At 43.2% G+C, this 23,393-nt stretch carries 21 protein-coding genes; 11 read left to right on the forward strand and 10 right to left on the reverse strand.

Annotated elements, in window-relative coordinates; genetic code table 11:
• Window positions 1-356 precede the first annotated feature (356 nt).
• Together mepA and AB4232_RS17435 are read left to right on the forward strand one after the other, a co-directional pair.
• Window positions 357-1,196 (forward strand): penicillin-insensitive murein endopeptidase, encoded by an 840-nt coding sequence (mepA, locus tag AB4232_RS17430; RefSeq protein ID WP_372087635.1) that lies wholly within the window; start codon window positions 357-359, stop codon window positions 1,194-1,196.
• A 278-nt stretch (window positions 1,197-1,474) separates the two neighbouring features.
• Window positions 1,475-1,783 carry a hypothetical protein gene (locus AB4232_RS17435; RefSeq protein WP_009848260.1) on the forward strand — a complete coding sequence of 103 codons (309 nt, stop codon included), beginning with the start codon at window positions 1,475-1,477 and terminating at the stop codon, window positions 1,781-1,783.
• 42 nt (window positions 1,784-1,825) lie between these two features.
• On the opposite strand, the gene AB4232_RS17440 is transcribed toward AB4232_RS17435, so the two are convergent.
• The 3 genes from AB4232_RS17440 to rdgC form a co-directional block, all read right to left on the reverse strand.
• Window positions 1,826-2,080: a YfhL family 4Fe-4S dicluster ferredoxin gene (locus tag AB4232_RS17440; RefSeq protein WP_004735061.1), complete on the reverse strand. Its 255-nt coding sequence runs from the start codon at window positions 2,078-2,080 to the stop codon at window positions 1,826-1,828.
• 20 nt (window positions 2,081-2,100) lie between these two features.
• The gene (gene yegQ / locus AB4232_RS17445; protein WP_372087636.1) at window positions 2,101-3,519 is read right to left on the reverse strand and encodes a tRNA 5-hydroxyuridine modification protein YegQ; all 1,419 of its coding nucleotides are present in this window, start codon (window positions 3,517-3,519) and stop codon (window positions 2,101-2,103) included.
• Between the two features lie 205 nt (window positions 3,520-3,724).
• Window positions 3,725-4,639 (reverse strand): recombination-associated protein RdgC, encoded by a 915-nt coding sequence (rdgC, locus tag AB4232_RS17450; protein WP_009848262.1) that lies wholly within the window; start codon window positions 4,637-4,639, stop codon window positions 3,725-3,727.
• Window positions 4,640-4,832: 193 nt separating this feature from the next.
• Between rdgC and phoB the strand changes: the two genes are divergently transcribed.
• Genes phoB through AB4232_RS17465 form a run of 3 tightly spaced genes read left to right on the forward strand, consistent with a single transcriptional unit; the run spans window position 4,833 to window position 7,828 of the window.
• Window positions 4,833-5,522, forward strand: a complete 690-nt coding sequence (phoB, locus tag AB4232_RS17455) for a phosphate regulon transcriptional regulator PhoB (RefSeq protein WP_004735064.1) — start codon at window positions 4,833-4,835, stop codon at window positions 5,520-5,522.
• Window positions 5,523-5,555: 33 nt separating this feature from the next.
• A complete protein-coding gene (phoR, locus tag AB4232_RS17460; protein ID WP_372087637.1) occupies window positions 5,556-6,854 on the forward strand; it encodes a phosphate regulon sensor histidine kinase PhoR in 1,299 nt (432 codons plus the stop codon).
• Window positions 6,851-7,828, forward strand: coding sequence for a PstS family phosphate ABC transporter substrate-binding protein (locus AB4232_RS17465; protein ID WP_017090966.1), 978 nt, complete (start codon window positions 6,851-6,853; stop codon window positions 7,826-7,828). The genes phoR and AB4232_RS17465 overlap by 4 nt, the downstream gene beginning before the upstream one ends.
• 89 nt (window positions 7,829-7,917) lie before the next feature.
• Here the strand turns inward: AB4232_RS17465 and ppx are convergent, their stop codons facing one another.
• Together ppx and ppk1 are read right to left on the reverse strand one after the other, a co-directional pair.
• A complete protein-coding gene (gene ppx, locus AB4232_RS17470) occupies window positions 7,918-9,429 on the reverse strand; it encodes an exopolyphosphatase (protein ID WP_372087638.1) in 1,512 nt (503 codons plus the stop codon).
• Window positions 9,420-11,516, reverse strand: coding sequence for a polyphosphate kinase 1 (gene ppk1, locus AB4232_RS17475; protein ID WP_372087639.1), 2,097 nt, complete (start codon window positions 11,514-11,516; stop codon window positions 9,420-9,422). The genes ppx and ppk1 overlap by 10 nt, the downstream gene beginning before the upstream one ends.
• Before the next feature lie 200 nt (window positions 11,517-11,716).
• On the opposite strand from ppk1, the gene AB4232_RS17480 reads away from it, so the two are divergent.
• From AB4232_RS17480 to phoU, 4 genes are all read left to right on the forward strand, one after another.
• The gene (locus AB4232_RS17480) at window positions 11,717-13,933 is read left to right on the forward strand and encodes an ABC transporter permease subunit (protein WP_104215735.1); all 2,217 of its coding nucleotides are present in this window, start codon (window positions 11,717-11,719) and stop codon (window positions 13,931-13,933) included.
• 129 nt (window positions 13,934-14,062) lie between these two features.
• Complete coding sequence (gene pstA, locus AB4232_RS17485) at window positions 14,063-15,772, forward strand: phosphate ABC transporter permease PstA (protein ID WP_004735070.1); 1,710 nt, start codon at window positions 14,063-14,065, stop codon at window positions 15,770-15,772.
• On the forward strand, window positions 15,773-16,591 hold the full coding sequence (pstB, locus tag AB4232_RS17490) for a phosphate ABC transporter ATP-binding protein PstB (RefSeq protein ID WP_004735071.1): 819 nt from the start codon (window positions 15,773-15,775) through the stop codon (window positions 16,589-16,591).
• Between the two features lie 75 nt (window positions 16,592-16,666).
• On the forward strand, window positions 16,667-17,365 hold the full coding sequence (phoU, locus tag AB4232_RS17495) for a phosphate signaling complex protein PhoU (protein WP_004735072.1): 699 nt from the start codon (window positions 16,667-16,669) through the stop codon (window positions 17,363-17,365).
• 9 nt (window positions 17,366-17,374) lie between these two features.
• Here the strand turns inward: phoU and AB4232_RS17500 are convergent, their stop codons facing one another.
• Window positions 17,375-17,866 (reverse strand): hypothetical protein, encoded by a 492-nt coding sequence (locus tag AB4232_RS17500; protein WP_029222943.1) that lies wholly within the window; start codon window positions 17,864-17,866, stop codon window positions 17,375-17,377.
• 383 nt (window positions 17,867-18,249) lie between these two features.
• Here AB4232_RS17500 and AB4232_RS17505 point away from each other — a divergent pair, with 383 nt between their 5' ends.
• Window positions 18,250-18,945, forward strand: coding sequence for a hypothetical protein (locus AB4232_RS17505; RefSeq protein WP_041472743.1), 696 nt, complete (start codon window positions 18,250-18,252; stop codon window positions 18,943-18,945).
• Between the two features lie 27 nt (window positions 18,946-18,972).
• On the opposite strand, the gene AB4232_RS17510 is transcribed toward AB4232_RS17505, so the two are convergent.
• The 3 genes from AB4232_RS17510 to AB4232_RS17520 all read right to left on the reverse strand — a co-directional run bounded on the left by AB4232_RS17510 (window position 18,973) and on the right by AB4232_RS17520 (window position 21,671).
• Window positions 18,973-19,902, reverse strand: a complete 930-nt coding sequence (locus AB4232_RS17510) for a LysR family transcriptional regulator (RefSeq protein WP_017103111.1) — start codon at window positions 19,900-19,902, stop codon at window positions 18,973-18,975.
• Window positions 19,903-20,001: 99 nt separating this feature from the next.
• Window positions 20,002-20,745 (reverse strand): copper homeostasis protein CutC, encoded by a 744-nt coding sequence (locus AB4232_RS17515; protein WP_372087640.1) that lies wholly within the window; start codon window positions 20,743-20,745, stop codon window positions 20,002-20,004.
• Between the two features lie 317 nt (window positions 20,746-21,062).
• Window positions 21,063-21,671 (reverse strand): peroxiredoxin C, encoded by a 609-nt coding sequence (locus tag AB4232_RS17520; protein ID WP_009848275.1) that lies wholly within the window; start codon window positions 21,669-21,671, stop codon window positions 21,063-21,065.
• A 209-nt stretch (window positions 21,672-21,880) separates the two neighbouring features.
• Here AB4232_RS17520 and AB4232_RS17525 point away from each other — a divergent pair, with 209 nt between their 5' ends.
• Window positions 21,881-22,786 carry a hydrogen peroxide-inducible genes activator gene (locus tag AB4232_RS17525; protein WP_009848276.1) on the forward strand — a complete coding sequence of 302 codons (906 nt, stop codon included), beginning with the start codon at window positions 21,881-21,883 and terminating at the stop codon, window positions 22,784-22,786.
• A 127-nt stretch (window positions 22,787-22,913) separates the two neighbouring features.
• Here AB4232_RS17525 and AB4232_RS17530 read toward each other — a convergent pair.
• On the reverse strand, window positions 22,914-23,393 hold a 480-nt coding region (locus tag AB4232_RS17530; protein ID WP_372087641.1), incomplete at its 5' end, for a methyl-accepting chemotaxis protein.

Below are 23,393 nucleotides of genomic sequence, written 5' to 3' on the forward strand. Positions count from 1 at the left end.
ACTCCGCCACTTATTAGACAAAGCCCTAACAGAAATGTTAGGGCTTTTTCATGTCTAGTGTTTTGGTCTGCGACCAACGAGTCCCGGTGCCTGCAACCCCAGCCGTTCCGCCATTTATTAGAAAGCCTAGTCTTATGACTAGGCTTTCGTCGTTTCAGGGCTGTGAGTTTTTGTCTTCGACTACGATAATATCGCTACAGATTGAGAAGATTCGCTAGGAATAGTGAAGCTTTTTCACTTAAATATCTAAAGTCAGTAGATAACTCTCAAGCTATCCCAAAAATATCACTCTCGACATACACCAATTCCCTAATGACGACTAGTATAAAAACAGTGATCGTTTATTTGGAATTGTTATGAGGTTATTTTGTACATTGGCTCTTATCTTTTGTTCGTTTGTTGTATCTGCAACCTCGTGGGAAAAAGAGAAAAGCCCAACAAGAAATCCAACCTCATCCATAGGTAGTTACGCTAATGGTTGTCTTGACGGGGCGCAAGCTTTGCCAATTAATGGGCAAGGTTATCAGGTGATCCGCCCTCAGAGAGAGCGCTATTATGGCCACACAGAGTCAATTCAGTTTATTGAAAGGCTAGGTGTAACTACAAGCAAACAACTCAACACAAATCTATTGGTGGGTGATATTTCTCTGCCTCGTGGAGGGCGTTTTTCTTCGGGTCATTCAAGTCACCAGACTGGTTTGGATATTGATATATGGTTAAGGCTCACTGATAAAAAACTTTCAGAGAATGAACTTGCCGTACCTAAGCCATTGAGCGTTGTCGATCTCACTAACTACAAATTGCGTGAATCGAATTGGACCGATGATCATTTTCAAGTGATTCGCTATGCAGCCAAAGATGAAAAAGTGGTGCGTATTTTTGTTCACCCAGTTATTAAGCACACCCTTTGTGAACAAGAAAACTCTGATGCCAATGGGAGAGCTTGGTTAGGTAAAATCAGGCCTTGGTGGGGACATCATTCTCATTTTCATGTTCGTTTAAAATGCCCTAAAGGCAGCTCAAACTGTATAGCTCAAGCAAGCCCTCCTAAAGGTGATGGTTGTGGAGATGAACTTGCAAGTTGGGCTCCAAAGACCATTCCCGTTCCTCCACCTAAAAAAGTCGCTAAAAGTAAGAAAGAAAAGAGAGTTAAAGTGATGCCAAGTCAATGTTTGGCCTTGATATCAAATAAGTAATCCTGTTCATCGAGAATTTTTGCAGTGGTAATGCCACTGGTTTTCTCGACTCTAAAACTGGAGAAATATCACACTTTTGTCTAGAGTTTATAAACACGAGATTAAGAACATCGTTTGATATCAATAAAACCAATAACGATATCAGCAAGGGCGACGATGACGAATTTGACAAGGTTTGGTCAGGGATTGAGTGTTTTTTGGGGTGAAAGATGCGGCTTATACGCAGTATGCGAAATCAGAGTCTGATGCCCGTCGATAGATAATTCAAGGATAAGACTATGACTATGATTTGTGCAAAGGAATTTTCCGAATGGTTAAGACATCGGTTCAACGCTGAAAGCTCGGGTATTTCTATTTCAAGAGCTGATATCAATCAGCTAACAGGCAGACAACGTTTAGACCCTAGCTTCGTAAATGATGTTCACTATGAATTAATGCAGTATGGAATGGCATTTGTGACTGATACCAGTAGAGAAAACTTCTATCTTGTTCCGATAGCTCAATCAATAAACTGGCGTGAACGACTCGAATATCAATTTGAGAAAGAGATGTTCTGCAACATATATCCCATTGAAAAATCGGGTTAAAAAAAAGGTTCAACTTGATGATTAAGTTGAACCTTTTATCTTTTAGGTCAAGCCTTGAATAATGACAAACTTTTCTAATAATTCGTCGTCAGTTTCAATATGGTTTGGGTCAGTGATTATGCATTTTGTAATGGGACACACTGACTGACATGTTGGCTTCTCATAGTGACCTTTACACTCAGTACATAAATCAGGATCGATTTCGAAGATACTGTCACCCATAGTGATTGCGCCATTTGGGCATTCTGGGTCACACATATCGCAGTTTATGCACTTGTCAGTTATTAGTAGAGCCATTTATCTTTCCAAAGTAACCGTTATTTACCTGAAGCGTTACGTGTATCTTGGCCTGCGCTCAAGTTACGCATTAACAAACCAAATTTTAGATCAAGATCAGCAGGTACAGGAATAAATACGAAGTGACCGTTACCTTTTGCGTCGTCTACCGCTTCAGATTTACGGTTTTCCATAACTTCTAGTTTGAAAACAATGTTACCTTTCGGTGTCATCATTTCTAGGCTGTCACCAACTAGGAATTTGTTTTTCACTTCTACTTCAGCTAGGTCGCCACGGCGTTTACCTGTGAATTCACCAACAAACTGTTGAGTATCAGAGATAGAATAACCGTATTCGTAGTTTTGGTATGAATCGTGAGTGTGACGACGTAGGAAGCCTTCAGTGTAGCCTCGGTGAGCTAGGCTCTCTAGCGTACCCATTAGACTCTCATCAAATGGCTTACCTGCAACAGCATCGTCGATAGCTTTACGGTAAACCTGTGCTGTACGTGCACAGTAGTAGAAAGACTTAGTACGACCTTCGATTTTCAGAGAGTGAACGCCCATCTTAGTTAAACGCTCAACGTGTTGGATTGCGCGAAGATCTTTTGAGTTCATGATGTAAGTACCATGCTCATCTTCAAACGCTGCCATTTTCTCTTCTGGCTTGTGTGACTCAGAAAGCAACACGACTTCGTCTGTTGGCTTGCCAAGGCCTAGAGTGTTGTCTGGGCGTTCGTCTTGAACTTCAATACCTTGAGTTTCTACTTCTTGAATAGCAACACCTGTTGGGTTTGCTTCAACGATCTGACCATTTTCGTCTTCTTTCGCAGCTTCGGTCTTGTATTCCCAACGACAAGCGTTAGTACAAGTACCTTGGTTTGGATCGCGTTTGTTCATGTAGCCAGAAAGTAGGCAACGACCAGAGTAAGCCATGCATAGAGCACCGTGAACAAAGATTTCTAGCTCTGTTTCTGGGCAGTGTTCGCGAATCTCTTCGATTTCTTCAAGAGATAGCTCACGAGATAGGATCACACGCTCAACGCCTTGAGTTGACCAGAACTTAACGGTCGCCCAGTTTACTGCGTTTGCTTGAACTGAAAGGTGGATCGGCATTTCAGGGAATGATTCACGTACCATCATGATAAGACCTGGATCTGACATGATAAGTGCGTCTGGGCCCATCTCAACAACTGGCTTAAGGTCGCGGATAAATGTTTTTAATTTAGAGTTGTGTGGCTGAATGTTACATACAACATATAACTTTTTGCCTTGAGCATGAGCTTCATCGATACCGATTTGTAGGTTTTCGTGATTGAACTCGTTGTTACGAACACGAAGGCTGTAACGTGGCTGGCCTGCGTATACTGCATCTGCGCCATAGGCGAATGCGTAACGCATGTTTTTAAGGCTTCCTGCCGGTGATAATAGTTCAGGTACAAATGGTTTTTGTGTAGTCATTGCTTCGTTCTCTAATCTGATCTCAAGTCAGGTTGATACCACCAAGTGATATCAAAGGGGCGCAAATTTTACGCTAAAATGAGTTTGGTTGATAGCCCTAAAGATAACAATGGTATTGTGAAGAGTGTTGTTAGGTGTTGATAAGCGGGGTGGAGAAGAAAACAAGCTCAGATATCGTCGATGCCTGAGCTTCAAATCGGAACAATTAAGCGTTAGGTTGAGTTAACCCGCCTAATGATTCGAATAGGTTTGGTAGGAAAACACTGAACTCACCACAAAGTAGAGAGAAGTCTGCATCAAAACGTGCAGCTTGATCTTCACGAGGAATATCGTCGTTCTCATCTTTTAGTTCATCACTGAATTTTAGACGCTTGATGCTGCCATCTTCAGCAAGAATGAACTCAATGCGATCTTGCCAGTTGATCAGAAGTTTAGTCACAACTTTATTGGCTTCGATGTGGTTCTTAATCTCATCAGCTTCTAGTTCTTGTTTCTTAACTCGAACAATACCGCCGTCTTCTTGGATTGATTTAAGCTCAGCTTCATCAAGCATGGTGATGCCTTTAGGCGTATCACCTGACTTAACCCATTCCGTTAACGTTGTTTCAATCGCTTGCTCTGGAATAGCTGGCACTACTGGCAAGCTACCCATTGTTTTACGTAGTAATGCTAGTACGTCTTCTGCTTTTTTGTAGCTGCTAGCATCAACAACAATAAAGCCTTCTTTCGGCATGATCAGTGCGTAAGTGAAGTTACTGCGGCTGAAAGCACGAGGAAGAAGATCGATGATGATGTCTTCTTTTAGGCTGTCTTTCTCTTTCTTTTTCAAAGGAGTACCAGACTCTGCCTCAAGCGTTTCTACTTTTGCATTCAATGAATCTTTGATCACAGAAGCTGGAAGCATTTTCTCTTCTTTCTTTGCACAGATGAGAATGCGGTTTTCTGATACGTGCGTCATCATATCGCCGTGTCTACCCATCGCATTTACCCAACCAAACTTCTGTTTGTCTTGGCTACCACATGGGGTAAAACGGAACTCTTCAAGTTGTTTCTCTAGCTGATCTGCGTTGAAGTCTATATCACGATTAAAGCGATAGACGAGGCAATTCTTAAACCACATAAATATTTCTCATACCTTTATCTGAAGACGCTCATCATAGGAGATTTCGATCCATTTGTCTTATACCTGCAATAAAAATTAAAAGTGAAATGTTTGAGACAGTTATATGAAAATTTGTTTTCAAAGGTCACAAAAGTGTCATAATTAAACCAGATAATGCAATGCGTTGATTAAATACTAAGGCTATTCAATTATGTCGAGAAGGATTCTGGTCGTTGAAGATGAAGCACCTATTCGTGAGATGTTGTGTTTTGTACTTGAACAAAAAGGCTACCAAGCAGTAGAGGCTGAAGATTACGATACAGCGGTAAACAAGCTATGTGAACCTTTCCCAGATCTAGTATTACTAGATTGGATGCTACCTGGTGGTAGCGGGATAAACTTTATCAAGCACATGAAGCGTGAAGAGTTAACTCGCAACATCCCAGTGGTGATGCTGACGGCTCGTGGTGAAGAAGAAGATAAGGTTCGCGGTTTAGAAGTTGGTGCTGACGACTACATTACCAAACCATTTTCGCCAAAAGAGTTGGTCGCTCGTCTGAAAGCGGTTATTCGCCGTGTAACACCAACGGCATTGGAAGATGTGATAGATGTTCAAGGGCTTAAATTAGACCCTGTATCTCACCGCGTTACCGCAAGTGAAGGTCCAGTTGATATGGGCCCAACCGAATTCAAAATGCTGCATTTCTTTATGACTCACCAAGAGCGAGTGTACAGTCGAGAGCAACTACTGAATAACGTTTGGGGTACCAACGTTTACGTTGAAGATCGCACTGTTGATGTACATATTCGACGCCTGCGTAAAGCACTTGAATCTGCAGGTCACGATAAGCTAATCCAAACGGTTCGCGGCGCGGGCTACCGTTTTTCTACAAAGGCTTAATGTGGCTTCGCTACCCAGTTTACGGAGTCCTGAATGGTTGAAAAGTTAACCTGGAAAAAGCTGGCTTGGGAGCTGGCTTTTTTTTACGCACCTTGGGTTTTAGTCGGTTGGATATTCGGCTACTTACCTTGGTTACTGCTGGCTGCTACGGTATTGCAGCTCGGCTGGCATCTACATTATCAAATGCGTTTGTCCGCTTGGTTATGGGATGAAAAGCGTTTAACACCACCATCAGGTTCTGGAAACTGGGAATCTCTGTTCAACGGTATTTATCGTATGCAGCAGAGACAGCGTCGTAAAAGAAAAGAACTGACCAACCTTATCCGCCGTTTCAGAAATGGTGCTGAATCCTTACCCGATGCCGTTGTGGTGTTTCGTGGTGAAGGAAACATCGTTTGGTGTAACAAGCTTGCTCAATATTTACTGGGCTTTCGCTGGCCAGACGATTCTGGGCAACCTATCTCCAACTTGATCCGCACGCCGGACTTCATCAAGTACCTTAATAAACAAGATTTCTCAGAGCCGTTAGAGATGCCGTCGCCACTTAATGTGGAGCGCATGCTCGAGCTTCGTATCGTGCCGTATACCGAGGGCGAACACCTCATGGTAGTACGTGATGTTACTCAGCTAAAACAGCTAGAAGGCATGCGTCGTAACTTTTTCGCTAATGTTTCTCACGAGCTACGCACTCCAATGACCGTACTTCAGGGCTATCTTGAAATGACGGAAGATCCAGACATGGTCGTTGGGCCTATGTGGCCTAAGGCTCATGGTGTGATGACTGAGCAATTGAATCGCATGAACAGTTTGGTCAATCAGCTTCTTACTCTTTCTAAGATAGAAGCGGCGCCAATGCATGAATTGGATGAAGTGGTGAATGTTCCGGCTATGCTTGAGGTTCTTGAAAAAGAAGCCGCAAGTTTAAGTGGTGATCGAGAACATAAGCTTGAATTTGATATCGACAAGAGTCTACGAGTTCTAGCTGATGAAGATCAGCTGAGAAGTGCGATATCGAATCTGGTTTATAACGCAGTTAAATACACACCACCGGGCGCAACGGTTAAGGTGCGTTGGTACCAAATCAGTCAAGGGGCGTGTTTGGATGTGTCAGACACCGGAGACGGTATTGAACCACAACACTTACATCGACTCACAGAACGTTTTTACCGTGTTGATAAAGCGCGTTCACGCGATACTGGTGGTAGTGGTCTTGGGTTAGCGATTGTGAAGCATGCGCTTAGCCATCATGACTCACATTTAGAAATTCAAAGTGAAGTTGGCGTTGGTAGCCGATTCCATTTCACGCTACCTAATCGATTGACCGTGTCATGAATTTTTTGACTCGCAGGATGCGTTTACCCGTAAGCTTATTGTTAACATTTGCTTTGGTTAACCCAGTTCATGCCGAGCAGGGTGTCGACTCACTTCCTGATTACGCTAAGGTGCCGGGTATTTCAGGGAGCCTATTGTCTGTTGGTTCGGATACCTTGGCGGGTATGACGACATTATGGATGGAAGAGTTCAAGTCTTACTACCCGAACGTGAACGCTCAAGTTCAAGCTTCTGGTTCTTCTACTGCCCCTCCTGCGTTAACGGAAGGCACTGCTCACCTTGGACCAATGAGTCGTCCAATGCGCCTACGAGAAGTCGAAGCGTTTGAAAGAGAGCATGGCTATAAGCCGACAGCACTGAGAGTCGCTATCGATGCGATTGGACTTTTTGTGCATCGTGATAACCCTATTGAAGGGCTCAACTTTCACCAGATTGACAGTATATTCTCAGAGACATTGCGCTGCGGTGCGACTAAGCCGCTAAATAATTGGCAAGATTTGGGCATTGACCAACCGTGGGCAAAACATCGATTCCAACTGTTTGGTCGTAATTCCGTTTCGGGAACCTACGGCTATTTCAAACAAAACGCATTATGCGGCGGTGACTTTAAGAACCGAGTTAATGAGCAGCCAGGTTCTGCATCGGTTGTACAGTCGGTTGCTTCATCAATCAGCGGGATAGGGTACTCAGGTATTGGTTATCGAGTAGCCGGTGTTAAGTTAATTCCTATCGCAGAGTATGGTTCTGATTATGTAGAGCCGACTCGAACGAATATCTTGAGCGGTGATTACCCTCTATCTCGCTTTCTTTATGTGTATGTGAATAAGCACCCAGATAAACCACTTTCTCCTGTTGAGAGGGAGTTCCTCACTTTTGTGTTCTCAAAGCAAGGGCAAGAACTGGTAGAGAAAGATGGCTATTTAGCGATACCGTCAGAGTTCGCTGAGCAAGAATTGGCAAAAATCGGACTCTGATTTAGGTACAATTAACGTATAAACTTAACGTAGAAACTTAACGTATAAACAGCTTGCTAGCCGCAGGCTGTTTTTATTTTGTCGGCGCATCATTCAAGCTTCAACGACCATCCAGCATCTTGCCAGCGTCGTTGTTCTTCTTTGAGTTCATAATCAAGCAGTTGATTTTCAGCTAACCAATCGATGGTGTCTCCTTCTAAACACCAATTCTCATCTTGCTCAATGGTTAATTTTACATTCGGTATTGGCGATTGGTTTCGCTGTCGATTGAGCAGGATTGCTATCCTCAGTATTCGAATTAACAACGCTATCTGCCCTGTATGGAATAGCGTGAGATCCGGTAAGTCACTAAGCTTAATCGCTTTTCTTTGATAGCGAACTAATGTTGAGATCAGACGCTGCTGCTCAGTATTGAAACCGGGCATAGTCGTATGTTTAAGCAGATAAGCTGAATGGCGGTGATAGCCTTGGAATGCGATGCTTTGTCCCACTTCATGAAGCAATGCAGCCCATCCAATCAGATCATAAAGTTCATTATTTACTGCAGTACTCACCTGAGGTTGCGCTTGTTTCAGTAATGAAAGGGCGAGTGCTTTGACTTTCTGGCCATGAACTACGTCAACATGGTATCGAGAGACAAGCGTTTCGGCGGTTCTTGTTCGAACATCAATATCTTTAAACCGATCTTCCATGTCATAAAGCACCCCTTCTCTTAAGGCACTATCGGAGAAATGCAATTCATTGATGTTTAGCATATCCATAGCTGCTGAAAGAATCGTGACGCCAGCGGCAAACACCGGCTTTCTTTCATCGCTTAAACCTGAAAGGTCTAATCCCTTAGATGATGGAAATTCACATAAGTGGTTCTGCAAATAGGATAGGCGTTGCGGCGTAATGAGACCATCGGTGAACCCTAAGCCAATGAGTACCTCTTTTATTGATTTGGCGGTACCTGATGAGCCAAAGGCAACTTCCCAAGAGATTTGTTTGTATTCTTCAATTAATGGCATCAACAGGCGAGTAGCTGAGACATAAGCATCGGAGAAGTGCTGTGATGTCAGCCCTCCATCGGCAAAGAAGCGCTGAGTAAAACTGACGCATCCCATCGGTAAGCTACGCATTATTTGGGGTGTAAAGCCTTGCCCTGCGACGAGTTCGGTACTCCCTCCACCGATATCAATAACTAATTTGGATTCGGAAGCTGCTTGAGTGTGCTCTACGCCGTTGTAGATAATTCGAGCTTCTTCTTGACCTGAGATGATCTCTATTGGAAAAGGAAACAATGGTTTGGCTTGCTCTAAGAGGTCTTTGGTATTTTTAGCCTTTCTTAGGGTATGAGTCGCGACGACTCTGACATCATCAAGTTCAAAATCCGCTAGTCGTTCTGCGAATACCTTGAGGCACTCCAAACCTCGCTCGATAGCGCTTTCGGATAAGAAGTTATGCTCATCCAACCCATCGCCTAATCTCACTTTCTGTTTATGTCTGCTGACTAATTGCAGGTGTTGATCGAATACTCGTGCAACCACCATATGAAAGCTGTTCGAACCTAAATCGATAGCGGCAATACATCGAGAATGTTTGTTATCAATTAGCGGCATGATTTCTTCTCTTGTTTGTACTTCTTGCGAGCAAGTTTCTCCATACGTTTAATATAGTGGTAAGTGGAGAGTTGTGATGTCGGGTAATCGAGTTGGGTTGCTGGCGCTTCTATGTAAGGGTTGCTCATCGATTGGTCTAGCACTCGAGCTTTGTTGCTGTCATCGAAATGAAACTCGGTGATATCGATAATGGTTTGCTTGATATTTGGATCTAAAATTGGAGTGGCGACTTCGATCCGATGATCGAAGTTTCGCGTCATCCAGTCAGCTGAGGATATATAGACTTTCGGCTTTCCAGCGTTACCAAAGATCATCACTCTTGGGTGTTCGAGAAAACGATCGACCACACTCACAATCTCAATATGGTCACTGATGTTGGGTATGCCAGGGACAAGAGAGCACATGCCTCGAATGACCATTCTCACTTTTACATTGACTTGGCTGGCCTGATAGAGCTTCTCAATGATATCTCGGTCGACCAAATTATTGAGTTTTAGAGTGATGCTTGCAGGCTTGCTCTCCATCGCGTTTTGTATTTCATTATCTATCAACTGATACAGACGTTTTCTTGTATTCTTCGGTGACACAATCAGTTGTTTGAACTGTGATTTTTGATAAGGGTTTTCAATATACTTAAAGACTTGTCTCACCTCTTGGGTCAAATCTTCATTCGCAGTGAGCAGAGAAAAATCGGTATACACGCGCGCTGTTACTTCATGAAAGTTACCGGTGCCAATATGGGCGTAATGCACCGTATGCTTGCCTTCTTTCCGTTTAATGAGCAGCAGTTTGGAGTGGACTTTCAAACTTGGGATGCCATGGATGACTTTTATACCGGCTTCTTGAAGTTTCTTTGTCCACTGAATATTGGCTTGTTCATCAAAGCGAGCTTGCAGCTCGACAACCACTGTGACCTTTTTTCCATTGTGTGCCGCATCGATGATTGAGCTAAGGAGTTTTGAGCCTTCTGCAACACGGTAAACGTTTATTTTTATGGAGGTTACTTTCGGGTCAAAGGAAGCCTGCCTCACAAGTTCAGTGATGTGATTAAAGGTGTGATAAGGGTAATGCAACAAGATGTCACGAGCTTTGATCGCTTCAAAATAGTTTGGGTGGTGGCTAAAATGCGCGCACTTAATCGCGGGTAACGGGCGATTAACTAGTTCACGTCGGTTAAGGCTTGGGAACTCAGAGAAATGTTTGAAGTTGTGGTAGCGACCTCCGGCAATAACACTGTCGTAGTCAGATAGTTTTAGTCTGACTTGTAAGAAACTGAGCATTTCAGCTGGCATTTCTGACTCATAGATAAGACGTATCGGTAGTGCCGTTAAGCGCTGTTCTAAACCTAAAGACATCGATTCTAATAGGCTGCTTTCATTGTTCTCTTGAAGGTCATAATCGGCGTCACGAGTCATTTTTATAGCAAAGCAACGCACTGAGTCATACTCAAAGAACCCTTTAAGTAAGTCATCTAAACAAAATCGAACTATATTATCTAATAAGATCAAAGTAGTACGCTGAGAACCCGAGGTGTCTGGTAACTTAACAAATCGAGGGAGTGCTTCTGATGGTATTTCGAGTAATACGTATTGAGAAGATGCCTCACGCTCGATGTCGATGGCTAAGTAACTTTGCTCGTCTTTCATAATATTGAGCAACTGGCGATCTTCGTTCAAGAGAAACGGAGTTAAATGTGGCAGCACTTTTTTCTTAAAGTACTTTTTGATCCACTCACTTTGGTCTTCGCTGATTTGCTGTTCGTTGACCAAAAAAATACGATTGCGCGCCAGTTCCAACAATAGGTCGTTATACAACTTATGGAATCGAGCATCGAGCTTACTTGCTTTGCTCTGCATTTGAGTGAGTAAGGTTTTCTGCGAGTTGGCAGGTAATTGAGGATCTTGAAGTAAGATCTTTCGTTTCACGTCAGCAAATCGGACCTTGTAAAACTCATCGAGGTTTTTTGAGTAAATACCTAAAAAACGAACTCTTTCGATTAAGGGTACTGACTTGTCGGCTGCTTCTTGGAGCACTCTTTCGTTGAAGGATAACCAGCTAAGTTCTTTTGTGACATAGTCTTTTTCCATCGAGATGATAATCCTTGAGTGCTGGCTATTGAGCTGATTACTTTAATTTAGAATGACAAAATTCACAAAATCTATGATCTTACTTTAAGAAATATGGTCAACAAACTTGTTATTAGTTTCAGTTGTTTAACGTAACTTGTAATATAATTGTCATCTAACGTACATATTATGTCAGTAGCTAAAAAAAGGTAGATAAACAGATGGCTTCAGCCCAATTTTCATTGAAAGAGCGTGACAAAAAAAGATGGTTGAAAGATCGTCTCGTCCGTTTTTCAGTGACATGTGGTGCCGTCAGTGTTCTAGCTGCTCTGGTATTGATCTTTGTCTACTTGGCGATGGTCATTTTACCGGTGTTTTCTGATACTGGTTTAGAGACAGACCAAGCCGTAAAGACCGTTGCTGTAGAAAAGCCTATCGCCTTATCTGTTGATGAATACGGTCAGCATGCATTTACTATCGAAAAATCTGGCTTGGTGCAGTTTTGGGATTTAGAGTCTCAAAATACACACTCTTACTTTGAGCGAAATGTTTTAGCCAATCCTGTTGCCTTCTCTCGAAATACCCCATCAGAAAACTGGTTTGCCTTTGCCGATAGTGCAAGCAACCTTACTTTTTTCTATCCTGAGTATAGTGCGCCTGTGCTGCAAAAGGGCAGTGAAGCCGATCCTAAAATTGAGCAAATCGATCTCCCTGAACCATTTTTAAATGATGAATCGTCAAATGGGACGACAATCGAAAAATTCGCGTTCTCTAAGAATGGACGTGGTATCACGGTTGCCGCTCAGCTAAGTGACCAACGAGTCTTAGTGAAGTGGTACCAAAGTGACGTTACGGGTCAGTATGTTTTTCAGACGAGCCAATGGCTATCGGATAAGTTGGGCTTGCAGCAACAGTTGTTAGTCACACCTGATGGCCAAACCTTATATCTCCGATCTCAATCGGATTTAGTGGTTTTGAAGCTATCAGATAGCGGCTTCAATGTTCGTGAAGTGATTGATCTTAGCTTGAATGATGCGAAGCACTCGGTGAAAAGTATTGATTTACTGTCTGGAGCTTATTCACTGTTGGTTACGCATGAGGATGGACAGGTTTCTCAGTGGTTCGATGTACTCAAAGATGAAAAGCGTAGCCTGACCCATATTCGAGACTTCCAACTTGCTGAACAAGTGCAATTTATTTTGCCTGATACTTATAGAAAGGGTTTTTATAGCTTCTATAAGAACGGCACATTACAAAGCCACTATACGACTAGTGAAAAGCTGTCGCTGTTCGAGCGAGCATTTGATAAATCACCACAATTAGCGGCTATGTCTGCCAATGAACTGCATCTGGCGACGCTGATTGATGGCACCATCAGTGTGGCTAAGGTCGATAATGAATACCCGCAAATATCATTCTCATCGCTTTGGCAAAAAGTCTGGTACGAAAGCTACCCTGAGCCACAATATGTTTGGCAATCAACCTCGGCGAATGATGACTTTGAAGAGAAGTTCAGTTTAGTACCCATTACGTTCGGTACCATTAAGGCCGCTCTGTTTGCGATGATGTTTGCCGTGCCGGTTGCTGTGCTCGGAGCCATTTACACCGCTTACTTCATGTCTCCACGCATGCGAAGAGTGGTGAAGCCTTCGATAGAACTGATGGAAGCACTTCCGACCGTGATCATCGGATTCTTGGCTGGGCTTTGGTTTGCTCCAATTGTCGAAACGCATTTAACGGCTGTCTTTTCATTAATGGTGTTATTACCGTTGAGTACATTGTTGACGGGGTTTGTTTGGTTCTGCTTGCCGAAGATGGTGACGAGTCGTTTCTCTAACGGTTGGCATGCCCTAATATTGATCCCGGTACTGGTGATTACGGTGGTGGCTGTCTTTGCTGGTGGAAACAGCATTGAAGCCTTGTTGTTTGGTGGTGATATTCGTACTTTCTTGGCTAGTTATGGCATCGACTTTGACCAACGCAATGCGCTGGTGGTTGGTTTTGCTATGGGTTTTGCTGTCATCCCAACGATTTTTACTATCGCCGAAGACGCTATTTTCTCGGTGCCTAAGCACTTATCCGATGGCTCATTAGCGTTGGGTGCGACGGCGTGGCAGACCCTTATTTATGTGGTGTTATTGACGGCTAGCCCAGGTATCTTTTCAGCGGTCATGATGGGGCTAGGGCGAGCGGTTGGCGAAACCATGATTGTCTTGATGGCTACAGGTAATACACCAATTCTCGATTGGAATATTTTGGAAGGGATGAGGACGCTATCCGCAACGATTGCTGTTGAACTACCAGAATCAGAGGTCGGTGGTTCTCACTTCCGCTTGCTGTTCTTAGCGGCACTCTTGCTGTTTATTTTCACGTTCGCGGTGAACTCAGTCGCAGAGTGGGTTAGACAAAGATTGAGAGATAAATATCGTGCGCTGTAGTTTTAAAGGTTCACCTCAATGTGTCTCAATGGCTTTTCGTTGCGTGACTAGCGTGACTAGCGTGACTAGCGTATCTCGCGAACTTGGCTGTTTCTTGGTTTCAGCACGTCAAGAGCAAGGTCGATCATGATGAACAAATTGAAGTCATTATTATCTTGGGTTAAATCGGGATCTCCGTGGATCTGGCTTACGGGCGGGGCGGTGAGCATCAGTATGCTTTCTGTTCTTGGCCTAATGCTGTTGATTGGCTGGAAGGGCTTAACCTATTTTTGGCCTGCTCCTTTGTATCAATGGCAAGTCGACTCCAAAGACTTATCGTTAGTGGTTGATCTGGACGAAACCGTATCAAAACAAGACGTATTGATTGGCCAGTTGTATGAACGTAAATACATCCCGATAGAGCAAGTTCCACAAGTACACGACCTGTTGTCGCCTCAAAATTTGTCGACGGGACTAATTCAGCGCTTAAGTATCAAAGTCGCCAACAGAGAACTGTACCCTGCGGATTTTGTTTCCATTCTGGATGTTAACTTACGTGAACCAACAACGCCGCTTGATTGGATTGTGATTGAACGAAGTCGAGGTGGTTATTTCTTTGGTAAACCGGTGGGTTTTAAAACCGCTTCTGGCACTTTTGATTCGAACATAGATCAAAAGCTCGAACAAGGTTTGGCGTTCGCTGATACGTTGCGTAAAGAAACGTCGCGTGTTGTGAACCAAGAAATCCGTAATATCAGCTGGCAATTGGAAAATCTGCGCTTAGAAAAACGTAAGCTTGAACTCAATGAGTCAGTGAGCGATGAATACCTTAAAACCTACACTCAAACTAAACTGGAACTAAATCGCCAGTTAGCGGAAGCTGAAGTAAAGCTTGAGCATCTTAGAACACAGCTCAATGTCGAAAGCTTGTTGGTGGAAGATATGACAGGAGAGCAGGTTGAAATTTCGCTCAGTCATATCTTGGATTATTGGTACCCGAATAATATGTCTTATCTTGAAAAGGTTGGGCATTGGGGCAAACAAGTTTGGAAGTTCTTATCAGAAAATCCACGAGACTCAAACTCTGAAGGTGGGGTGTTTCCTGCAATTTTCGGCACTGTGTTGCTGGTTATTCTCATGTCGATCGTAGTGATGCCACTTGGCGTAGTTGCTGCGATATATCTTCATGAATATGCAAGAAACAATGCACTAACACGTTTGATTCGTATTGCCGTGATTAACTTAGCGGGTGTACCGTCGATTGTGTATGGCGTATTTGGCTTAGGATTCTTTGTGTATACCATCGGTGGCTCAATCGATTCCTTGTTTTACGCAGAGCGATTACCCGCTCCGACATTTGGTACACCGGGCCTATTATGGTCTGCTCTGACCTTAGCGGTATTAACATTACCCGTTGTTATTGTAACTACGGAAGAGGGCTTGACGCGTATTCCTAGTTCCGTGAGGCACGGTTCATTAGCGCTTGGGGCTACTCAATTTGAGACGCTTTGGCGTATTGTTTTACCGATGGCAAGCCCTGCGATTATCACCGGTTTGATATTGGCAATCGCGAGAGCTGCGGGGGAAGTTGCCCCACTTATGCTGGTGGGTGTAGTGAAATTAGCATCAAGTTTGCCAGTGGATGGTCAGTTTCCATACCTACATTTAGAAAGAAAGTTCATGCATTTAGGCTTTCATATCTATGATGTTGGTTTTCAAACTTCTAATATCGAAGCAGCACGACCTTTAGTGTATGCGACTTCATTTTTACTGGTTACGGTGATTGTTGGGTTGAACTTAACCGCTATCAATATCCGTAATAACTTGCGTGAAAAATACCGAACCTTAGGACAAGATTAGATGTTCTCGATTAATGAAACCTTGGGTTACCAAGCACCACTTGATGTACACAACCTGAAAGATGAGCAAATCGCTATCTCGATTGAAGGGCTGAATCTTTATTATAAAGAGAGCCAAGCTCTCGATGATATTTCAATGCAGATCCCTAAGGGGCAGGTGACCGCGTTTATCGGTCCATCAGGGTGTGGTAAGTCGACTCTTCTGCGCTGCATTAATCGCATGAACGATCTTGTTGAAGGCTGTAAGGTTTCCGGAAAAGTGAAGCTTCATGGCAAGAACGTGTATCACCCTAAAGTGGATGTTGCGACCTTAAGACGCCGTGTCGGCATGGTATTTCAGCGACCGAACCCTTTTCCTAAATCTATCTATGAGAATGTGGTTTATGGTTTGAGGCTACAAGGCGTGAGCAACAGTCGAGACCTTGATGATGCGGTTGAGCGCTCTCTGCGTGCAGCTGCGTTATGGGATGAAGTGAAAGACCGTTTGCATGAGAACGCCTTTGGTTTGTCGGGTGGTCAACAGCAGCGTTTGGTTATCGCTCGTGCGGTTGCTATCGAACCTGAAGTGCTTTTATTAGATGAGCCGACCTCGGCACTCGATCCGATTTCTACTTTGACGATTGAAGAGTTGATCAACGAACTGAAGACCCAATACACCGTGGTTATTGTTACTCATAACATGCAACAAGCGGCGCGTGTGAGTGACCATACTGCCTTTATTCATATGGGCAAATTGATCGAGTACTCAGATACGGACTCAATTTTTACGTCTCCATTGAAAAATCAAACGGAAGACTACATTACTGGTAGGTATGGCTAGCGTTTAAGTTCGTGCCATCTAGAGCTAAGTCACTCTGAAATAAACGGCTTTATTCATTTCTTTTAAGGAGCTGACATGCATTTTGGTCGCCACATCTCAGGACAGTTTAATGTCGAATTAGAATCTATCCGTACACACGTATTAACCATGGGTGGATTGGTAGAGCAGCAGTTGTCCTTTGCGATGCAAGCTCTGCATAAAGATGACGCGGAACTGGCCAAGAAAGTGATTCGTGATGACCACAAAGTGAATGCGATGGAAGTTTCAATCGATGAAGCATGTACTCGTATTATTGCGAAGCGTCAGCCGACCGCAAAAGATCTGCGTTTGATTATGGCGATCATCAAAACCATTACCGACTTAGAACGTATTGGCGATGTTGCCTCTAAAATTGCTCAAGGCGCGATCGAGATTCCTTCGACCAAAGAGCAAAAATTTCATGTCTCATTAGAGCCTCTTTGTCGCCAGGCAATCACCATGCTTCACCAAGTATTAGATGCGTTTGCTCGTATGGATGTCGATGCTGCGGCAGAAGTTCACAAACTTGATGATAAGTTGGATGCGGAATATGAAGCTGTGATTCGTCAGTTGATGACGTACATGATGGAGGATCCTAAGAACATCCCCAATATCCTGCAAGTGATGTGGTCAGCTCGTGCGATTGAGCGAGTGGGAGATCGTTGCCAAAATATCTGTGAATACATTATCTACTTTGTGAAAGGTAAAGATGTACGCCACCTTGGTGATCAAAGCCTAGATGACGCACTGAAGTAGGTATTAACTTTAGAACCGAATAATTGCACCAAGGTTAAGGTTGATTGTTGTGTCGTAAGGCACAAAGGTCTTATTGTGATCAAAAATATTCATATCAACACCAGCACGTAGCCCAAGTATTGGTGTTGCTTGGTAAACGTAGGCTCCACCAAGACTTAATCCATGTGCTGTCTTCTCTTCAATTTCGCCGTTGCGCGTCTTTGTTCCGTCATAACTCGCTACACCAATCTCCGCCTGAAAGCCGTGGTTCTGGTTGCTTCCAAACATATTTTGAATACCAACGCGGTATGCATCGACAGTCTCATCGTATCGATCGCTGTCATACCATAGGTGAGAATAGCTCAGGTAAACCGCACCTAGATTCGCCACATCAGTAATGCCTGCTTGTATTCCAAAGCCATGATAAGAACCAATCTTTAGTTCAGGAGATAAGTGAAGACCATTTGAAAGTGCAGAGGTTGAGAATAAAGCTGAAGCTAAAAGCAGTGTTTTAAATTTCATGGTACCACCGAGGTAATTTTGCGCTCTCCTTAGCATTAGGTCGATCCATGCGTGAACCCAGTGAAATCACTGGCTAACGGTGATCATTATATGGGCTTTGAAAGAGCAGGCTAATTCGCATTGGTTATCTCTGTGATAATGCTTGCTTATCAGCAGGGGTGATCATTACACGTGATCTTTGGGTCTTACGTAGCCTTACAAAACGAGCTTGATAGAAGTGTCTAAACATAAGCTGATGTTCTGTAATGTATTTGTTTAAGGCACATGAGAAAAATAACGATAGTATCGATATAGCTCATTGATGCTCGCTATATTCTTACTTATCTTTAATTTATTCTTCTACTGAATTTTTCCCTTACATTTATTTTTAGGTAGATATCAGTATGAAGAAGTTTCTTTTCGTTGTGACTCCTCTTTTCGCGTTAACTGCGTGCGGCAGCGTTGCCATCATGGACAAATCAGATGCGGTTAATCAGCAGCCAGAACTCATGGTTAAAACTGATGGTGATTTTTGGGGGTTAGGACAAGAAGGGACGTTTGATATTGCAGGTATGTACCAAGGTAAATATAGCCGAGATTCATCAGGTTCAACATGGTTTGAGACTGTTTCATTCAAAGAGGGTGAGCTGGCTGCTGAAATCACTAGAGTCGATAATGGCCAAGTGTGGAACTTAGTCTGTTCTGGCGGTGGCACTTCAGTTAACTACATGGGTGTTGATTTTGGTGGCAATAAACCTTACCGCTGTTCTGTATCTCAAAGCAATGAGAATATAGGAGAGTTCGTTTTAGAGCCTCAATCTGGGATGATCAGTGTTAGCTTAGAAAAGAAAGAAGCTGGCTACATCCGAGTTGGGGCGAATAAATATGACGTAGAAACTGTCCATTCAAGTAAAGACCTTTTAATGTCGGTAGAAAAACCACTAGGGTATAGCTTTAAACACGCTTCGCAAGAAGTAGCGGCTGCACAGACAAATGGAATGATAACGCTACAGATGTTACCTGAACTTAATGACGCTGAAAAAGACACATTAGTTATCGGTACTATTGCTAGCGCACTGAGCTGGCGTCCGGAAGAGTAAAATACAATATATAACTTTTAATCGAACTTACTTTTGTACTTGTTCTGATAAAACTTGCTCTATGAGTTTTGAAAGCCAATTTGTTAAAGGTGAGTTTCGATTTTTAATGTGTATATAACTATAGACCGGAGTTTTCAGCGTTTTTCCGTCGACTGAGACATCTATCCCGCGTAATGTCGGATAGTTTTCTACTGGGAAAAGGTTGGAATGGGGCATGTACATATCAGTATGTTGAATGACATCGATTAGAGCCATGACCAATTCGCTGCGAAAACCGATACGATGCTCGATGGAAAGGTCGGTTAGAATCTGAGACGCTAAGCTAAAATTGTCATTCCAACCTGGTGTTACTAAAGATGCGATTTCGTACCCTGCCATGTCATTTGGAGTCACGGTGTCTTGCTTTAAAGGGTGATCTTTCCTAACAAATATACGTCCTGTTAATTCAATGAGCTGCCTTGTATAGACTTCTTTACTTGTCTTTTCTCCTAAGTAGCTTACTCCAATCAAAACCTCATCTTTTTGTATATCTGAGACAGACGAGTTTGACCATGGAACAAGCTTTAGTTTAGCGTTTGGTGCTTGCGCTTTTATATCTTTAAAAAGTGAGCCAGACAGACAAGAAAGCACCACTGGAGATAGGGCTATTTTCAACGTGTAATCGATCTCTTTCGGATCAAAAGTGTTTGATGTATTAACCGCGATAGATAGACCGTCCATGAATGGTTTTATTTGATTGGTGAGCTGCTCTGAAAATGCCGTAGGTTGTAAGCCTCCATGAACCTTTACGAAAAGGTCATCGTTGAAGTGGTGTCTTAGCTTTTGTAGGGCTTGGCTAACCGCTGGCTGAGAAACGAATAAACGTTCCGCAGCCTTTCTGGTGTTTTTTTCTTGATAAACAATAAGAAATGTTCGTAACAGGTTTAAATCAAGAGAGCTGAATAAGTCTTTAGCCATATCTGTCCATGAAAATTTTCTGTGCTATTAACTCTAATATACGCCAGTCCGCTAGATTCGTCAGCGTGGTTCTCTGGATTTGTGTTAGTGACGATTACCCTAAGCGGTGAGGGCAGCTCTCACATTGGATATCTTATTCGCATCAGTTACTGGTATCTGATAATCATCAACATCATTACTGCCCATTTGAGCGCTTGAATTGCTTTCCATTAGGCTGGGTCTTGTTGATTTTCCTGAAAGGTGAAGTGCAGGTACTTGGGTGGAGCTTTGAATCATTTTGGCATTCGTTGCGTTGACGCCTGCACCAGCCATTATATCGATTCTGCCATCGGCTTGTTTGACCATATCTGCGAGCACATTGATGCCTTGCTCTGCATTAATAGCAAGCCCTGACGTCAGGATTCTTTCACATCCAAGCTCAATAATCTGCTCTAACGCTACTTTATAATCCTGAAGCTGGTCGATTGCACGGTGGAAGGTGATTGCTAGTTTGAGTTGGTGAGCCTTGCTTGAGAGAATTTGCATTGCAGACATATCAATCTCACCATCAGGTGTTAGTACACCCAGAACGACGCCATTCAACCCTGCTCTCGCACAAGCTTCAATATCTTCCAGCATACAGAGTATATCGTCATAATCGAATATGAAGTCACCTTGTCTCGGTCGTATCATGGCATAAACTGGTACGGACGAAATTTTTGCCGCTTGCTTCATCATTCCGAAGCTTGGAGTTAACCCGCCAAGTGCTAATGAAGAGCAAAGCTCAATTCGATTCGCGCTACCAGATAGTGCGTTATATAGAGATTCTAAGTTATCGATACAGACTTCAATTTCGGTGTTCATCGTATTTATCCGTTCAAAAAGATACGGACGAAATCATAACAACCTAGATACGGATATGAATAGGTGGTAGCAGAGGAAAATAGGGGTAAAGTTTGTTCTTGTAACTGCCTCTATTAAATGTTGCAGAGACGGTTTAGGTAGAGAATTGTCGTCGGAGAGAGATGAAAAAAGCCCGAAGCGTTAACTTCGGGCTTTTAATAGGACTTTACTTCTTAACTGATTGGCGGTGCGCTTTGCGCTATTAGCTTATGCTTTATTTCTCTTTATAGAGAGTCTTCCAACCATTAACCCGCGTTGAGTTCGGGCTTAAGAGGTAATTACTTGCTTAGGTCGTCAGCGTGCTCAGATAGGAATGCAGCAACACCTTGTGGAGATGCGTCCATACCTGATTTACCTTCTTCCCATTGTGCAGGACATACTTCACCGTTCTTCTCGTGGAAGTTTAGTGCGTCTACCATGCGTAGCATTTCGTCGATGTTACGACCTAGTGGAAGATCGTTAACTACTTGGTGACGTACAAGGCCGTCTGCGTCGATTAGGAAAGAACCACGGAAAGCAACGCCTGCTTCTGGGTGCTCAACATCGTATGCTTTGCAGATTTCGTGCTTAACGTCAGCAATTAGAGGGTATTTAACTTGACCGATACCGCCATCAGCGATAGCAGTGTTACGCCATGCGTTGTGAGAGAATTGAGAATCGATAGAAACACCGATTACTTCAACGCCTTTAGCTTGGAAATCTTCTAGACGGTTGTCGAAAGCGATTAGCTCTGAAGGACAAACGAAAGTGAAGTCTAGTGGGTAGAAGAAAACTACCGCTTTCTTACCTTTAGTGAATTCTGCGAAGTTGAAGTTATCAACGATCTCACCGTTACCTAGAACAGCTGCTGCAGTAAAGTCAGGGGCTTGACGACCTACTAGTACCATTTGGAATCTCCTAAAAAATTAGTTGGCCCAACACATCTTTGTTTGGGCTCCGTTTCTACGGGACAAACTATAGTACAATCGGTACTATAGAAAAAAGCGAATTAAATAGATTAAGTTAATCGAAAAAAGCGATAAGCTTATTCTTTGTCCGTTCCTTAGGTCAAATGACCTTCACTTAAGTTATCCTACTCATATTACAAAGTAATTTCATGAATAAATGGCCAAGTCTTAAGCAACTTCACTATCTTGTTACTCTTCACGAAACTCGCCACTTTAGCGACGCTGCGGATCGCTGCTTCGTGAGTCAATCGACACTAAGTAAAGGCATTCAAAACCTGGAAGAACTCATTGGTTGTCCTCTCTATGAGAAGAAAGATAAAAAGAGCCCATTGGTTTTCACTCAAGCGGGTGAGCTGGTGGTTAAGCATGGTCGAGAGTTATTGGCGAAAGGGCAAGACTTGGTTGAGCTCGGAAATCTATGTAATGGAGACGCGATGCAAGGGCAGTTGCGAGTAGGGTGTATTCCTACTATTGCTCCATTCCTATTGTGCGATTTGGTACAAGAAGCGAACCAACGTTTTCCACAATTGAACTTGTTATTACGGGAAGACACGACAACTAACCTTTTGGCTGCGTTGCGTCATGGTGAGTTGGATGTACTGATTCTGGCTTTGCCTGTCGATATCGACAACATGGAGAGCAAAGTTGTTGGGCAAGACCCTTTCAGAATGGTAATCAGCCGCAATCAAGCCGATGGTATTCGTGTTCCGATTAAATATGATGACCTGCCAGACGAATCTGTATTCTTGTTGGAGAACGAGCACTGTTTAACCGAGCACGCGGTATCAGCTTGTAAGCTAACCGACAAAGAGAAGATAAACCCGTTCACCGCCACAAGCCTACATACGTTGGTACAAATGGTGGCAAATGGTTTAGGAACCACCTTTATCCCACAAATGGCGATCGATCATGGTTTGTTGCAAAATCAGAATTTAGTGGTGATCGACCCGCCAGGCCAACAAGCATACCGAGACATAGGCCTTGTATGGCGACCAAGCTCGTCACGTCTTGAAACCTTTCATCAGTTAGCTGATGTGGTCTCAGAATTGCTTTAAAAAACTAGAAAATAAAATTCAAAAGAAAAAGAGCAGCTATTTGGCTGCTCTTTTTGTTTGTTCATTTGAAAAGAAAAACGCCACAAATAGTGGCGTTAGAAGCTTATTTATCTATTTTACTATAACGTTAGATTTTGAAAAAACTCAGCAAGTCTTTTTGCTTAACAGCTAATGAAGAGAGTTCTTCACTTGCCTGTTTGCTCTGCTCAATTCCTGAAACATTTTGATGAACAATATCAAAGGTCAGAGAAACATTTTGTGAAATATCTTGTGTTACGCCTGATTGTTCTTCAGACGCTGTGGCTACTTGTGTGTTCATATCAGATATTAGTTGTACAGAGTCAGTGATAGAAGCGAATGCAGCACGAAGCTGTTCGCTATACTGTCTAGATTCTTCTGCTAACGAAAGGTTGGATTGCATAAATTGGTTCGCATCTTTCGCTTGAGCCTGAAGGCGAGATATTATTTCTTGAATATCGACCGTTGATTGTTGTGTTTTAGCGGCAAGAGAACGAACTTCATCTGCAACTACCGCAAAGCCTCGGCCTTGCTCTCCCGCTCGAGCGGCTTCAATGGCTGCATTTAACGCAAGTAAGTTAGTTTGCTC

The organism is Vibrio sp. 10N.286.46.A8 (assembly GCF_041470165.1).
In the GTDB taxonomy this organism is placed as follows: Bacteria; Pseudomonadota; Gammaproteobacteria; order Enterobacterales; family Vibrionaceae; genus Vibrio; species Vibrio tasmaniensis_A.

Coding starts and splice junctions, on each gene's coding strand:
- pstA (WP_004735070.1), top strand. CDS start 14,063: ATGAACAAATTGAAGTCATTATTATCTTGGGTTAAATCGGGATCTCCG.
- AB4232_RS17505 (WP_041472743.1), top strand. CDS start 18,250: ATGAAGAAGTTTCTTTTCGTTGTGACTCCTCTTTTCGCGTTAACTGCG.
- phoR (WP_372087637.1), top strand. CDS start 5,556: ATGGTTGAAAAGTTAACCTGGAAAAAGCTGGCTTGGGAGCTGGCTTTT.
- AB4232_RS17525 (WP_009848276.1), top strand. CDS start 21,881: ATGAATAAATGGCCAAGTCTTAAGCAACTTCACTATCTTGTTACTCTT.
- AB4232_RS17510 (WP_017103111.1), bottom strand. CDS start 19,902: ATGGCTAAAGACTTATTCAGCTCTCTTGATTTAAACCTGTTACGAACA.
- AB4232_RS17515 (WP_372087640.1), bottom strand. CDS start 20,745: ATGAACACCGAAATTGAAGTCTGTATCGATAACTTAGAATCTCTATAT.
- phoU (WP_004735072.1), top strand. CDS start 16,667: ATGCATTTTGGTCGCCACATCTCAGGACAGTTTAATGTCGAATTAGAA.
- rdgC (WP_009848262.1), bottom strand. CDS start 4,639: ATGTGGTTTAAGAATTGCCTCGTCTATCGCTTTAATCGTGATATAGAC.
- AB4232_RS17435 (WP_009848260.1), top strand. CDS start 1,475: ATGACTATGATTTGTGCAAAGGAATTTTCCGAATGGTTAAGACATCGG.
- AB4232_RS17480 (WP_104215735.1), top strand. CDS start 11,717: ATGGCTTCAGCCCAATTTTCATTGAAAGAGCGTGACAAAAAAAGATGG.
- AB4232_RS17500 (WP_029222943.1), bottom strand. CDS start 17,866: ATGAAATTTAAAACACTGCTTTTAGCTTCAGCTTTATTCTCAACCTCT.
- pstB (WP_004735071.1), top strand. CDS start 15,773: ATGTTCTCGATTAATGAAACCTTGGGTTACCAAGCACCACTTGATGTA.
- phoB (WP_004735064.1), top strand. CDS start 4,833: ATGTCGAGAAGGATTCTGGTCGTTGAAGATGAAGCACCTATTCGTGAG.
- mepA (WP_372087635.1), top strand. CDS start 357: ATGAGGTTATTTTGTACATTGGCTCTTATCTTTTGTTCGTTTGTTGTA.
- AB4232_RS17440 (WP_004735061.1), bottom strand. CDS start 2,080: ATGGCTCTACTAATAACTGACAAGTGCATAAACTGCGATATGTGTGAC.
- AB4232_RS17520 (WP_009848275.1), bottom strand. CDS start 21,671: ATGGTACTAGTAGGTCGTCAAGCCCCTGACTTTACTGCAGCAGCTGTT.
- ppx (WP_372087638.1), bottom strand. CDS start 9,429: ATGCCGCTAATTGATAACAAACATTCTCGATGTATTGCCGCTATCGAT.
- ppk1 (WP_372087639.1), bottom strand. CDS start 11,516: ATGGAAAAAGACTATGTCACAAAAGAACTTAGCTGGTTATCCTTCAAC.
- AB4232_RS17465 (WP_017090966.1), top strand. CDS start 6,851: ATGAATTTTTTGACTCGCAGGATGCGTTTACCCGTAAGCTTATTGTTA.
- yegQ (WP_372087636.1), bottom strand. CDS start 3,519: ATGACTACACAAAAACCATTTGTACCTGAACTATTATCACCGGCAGGA.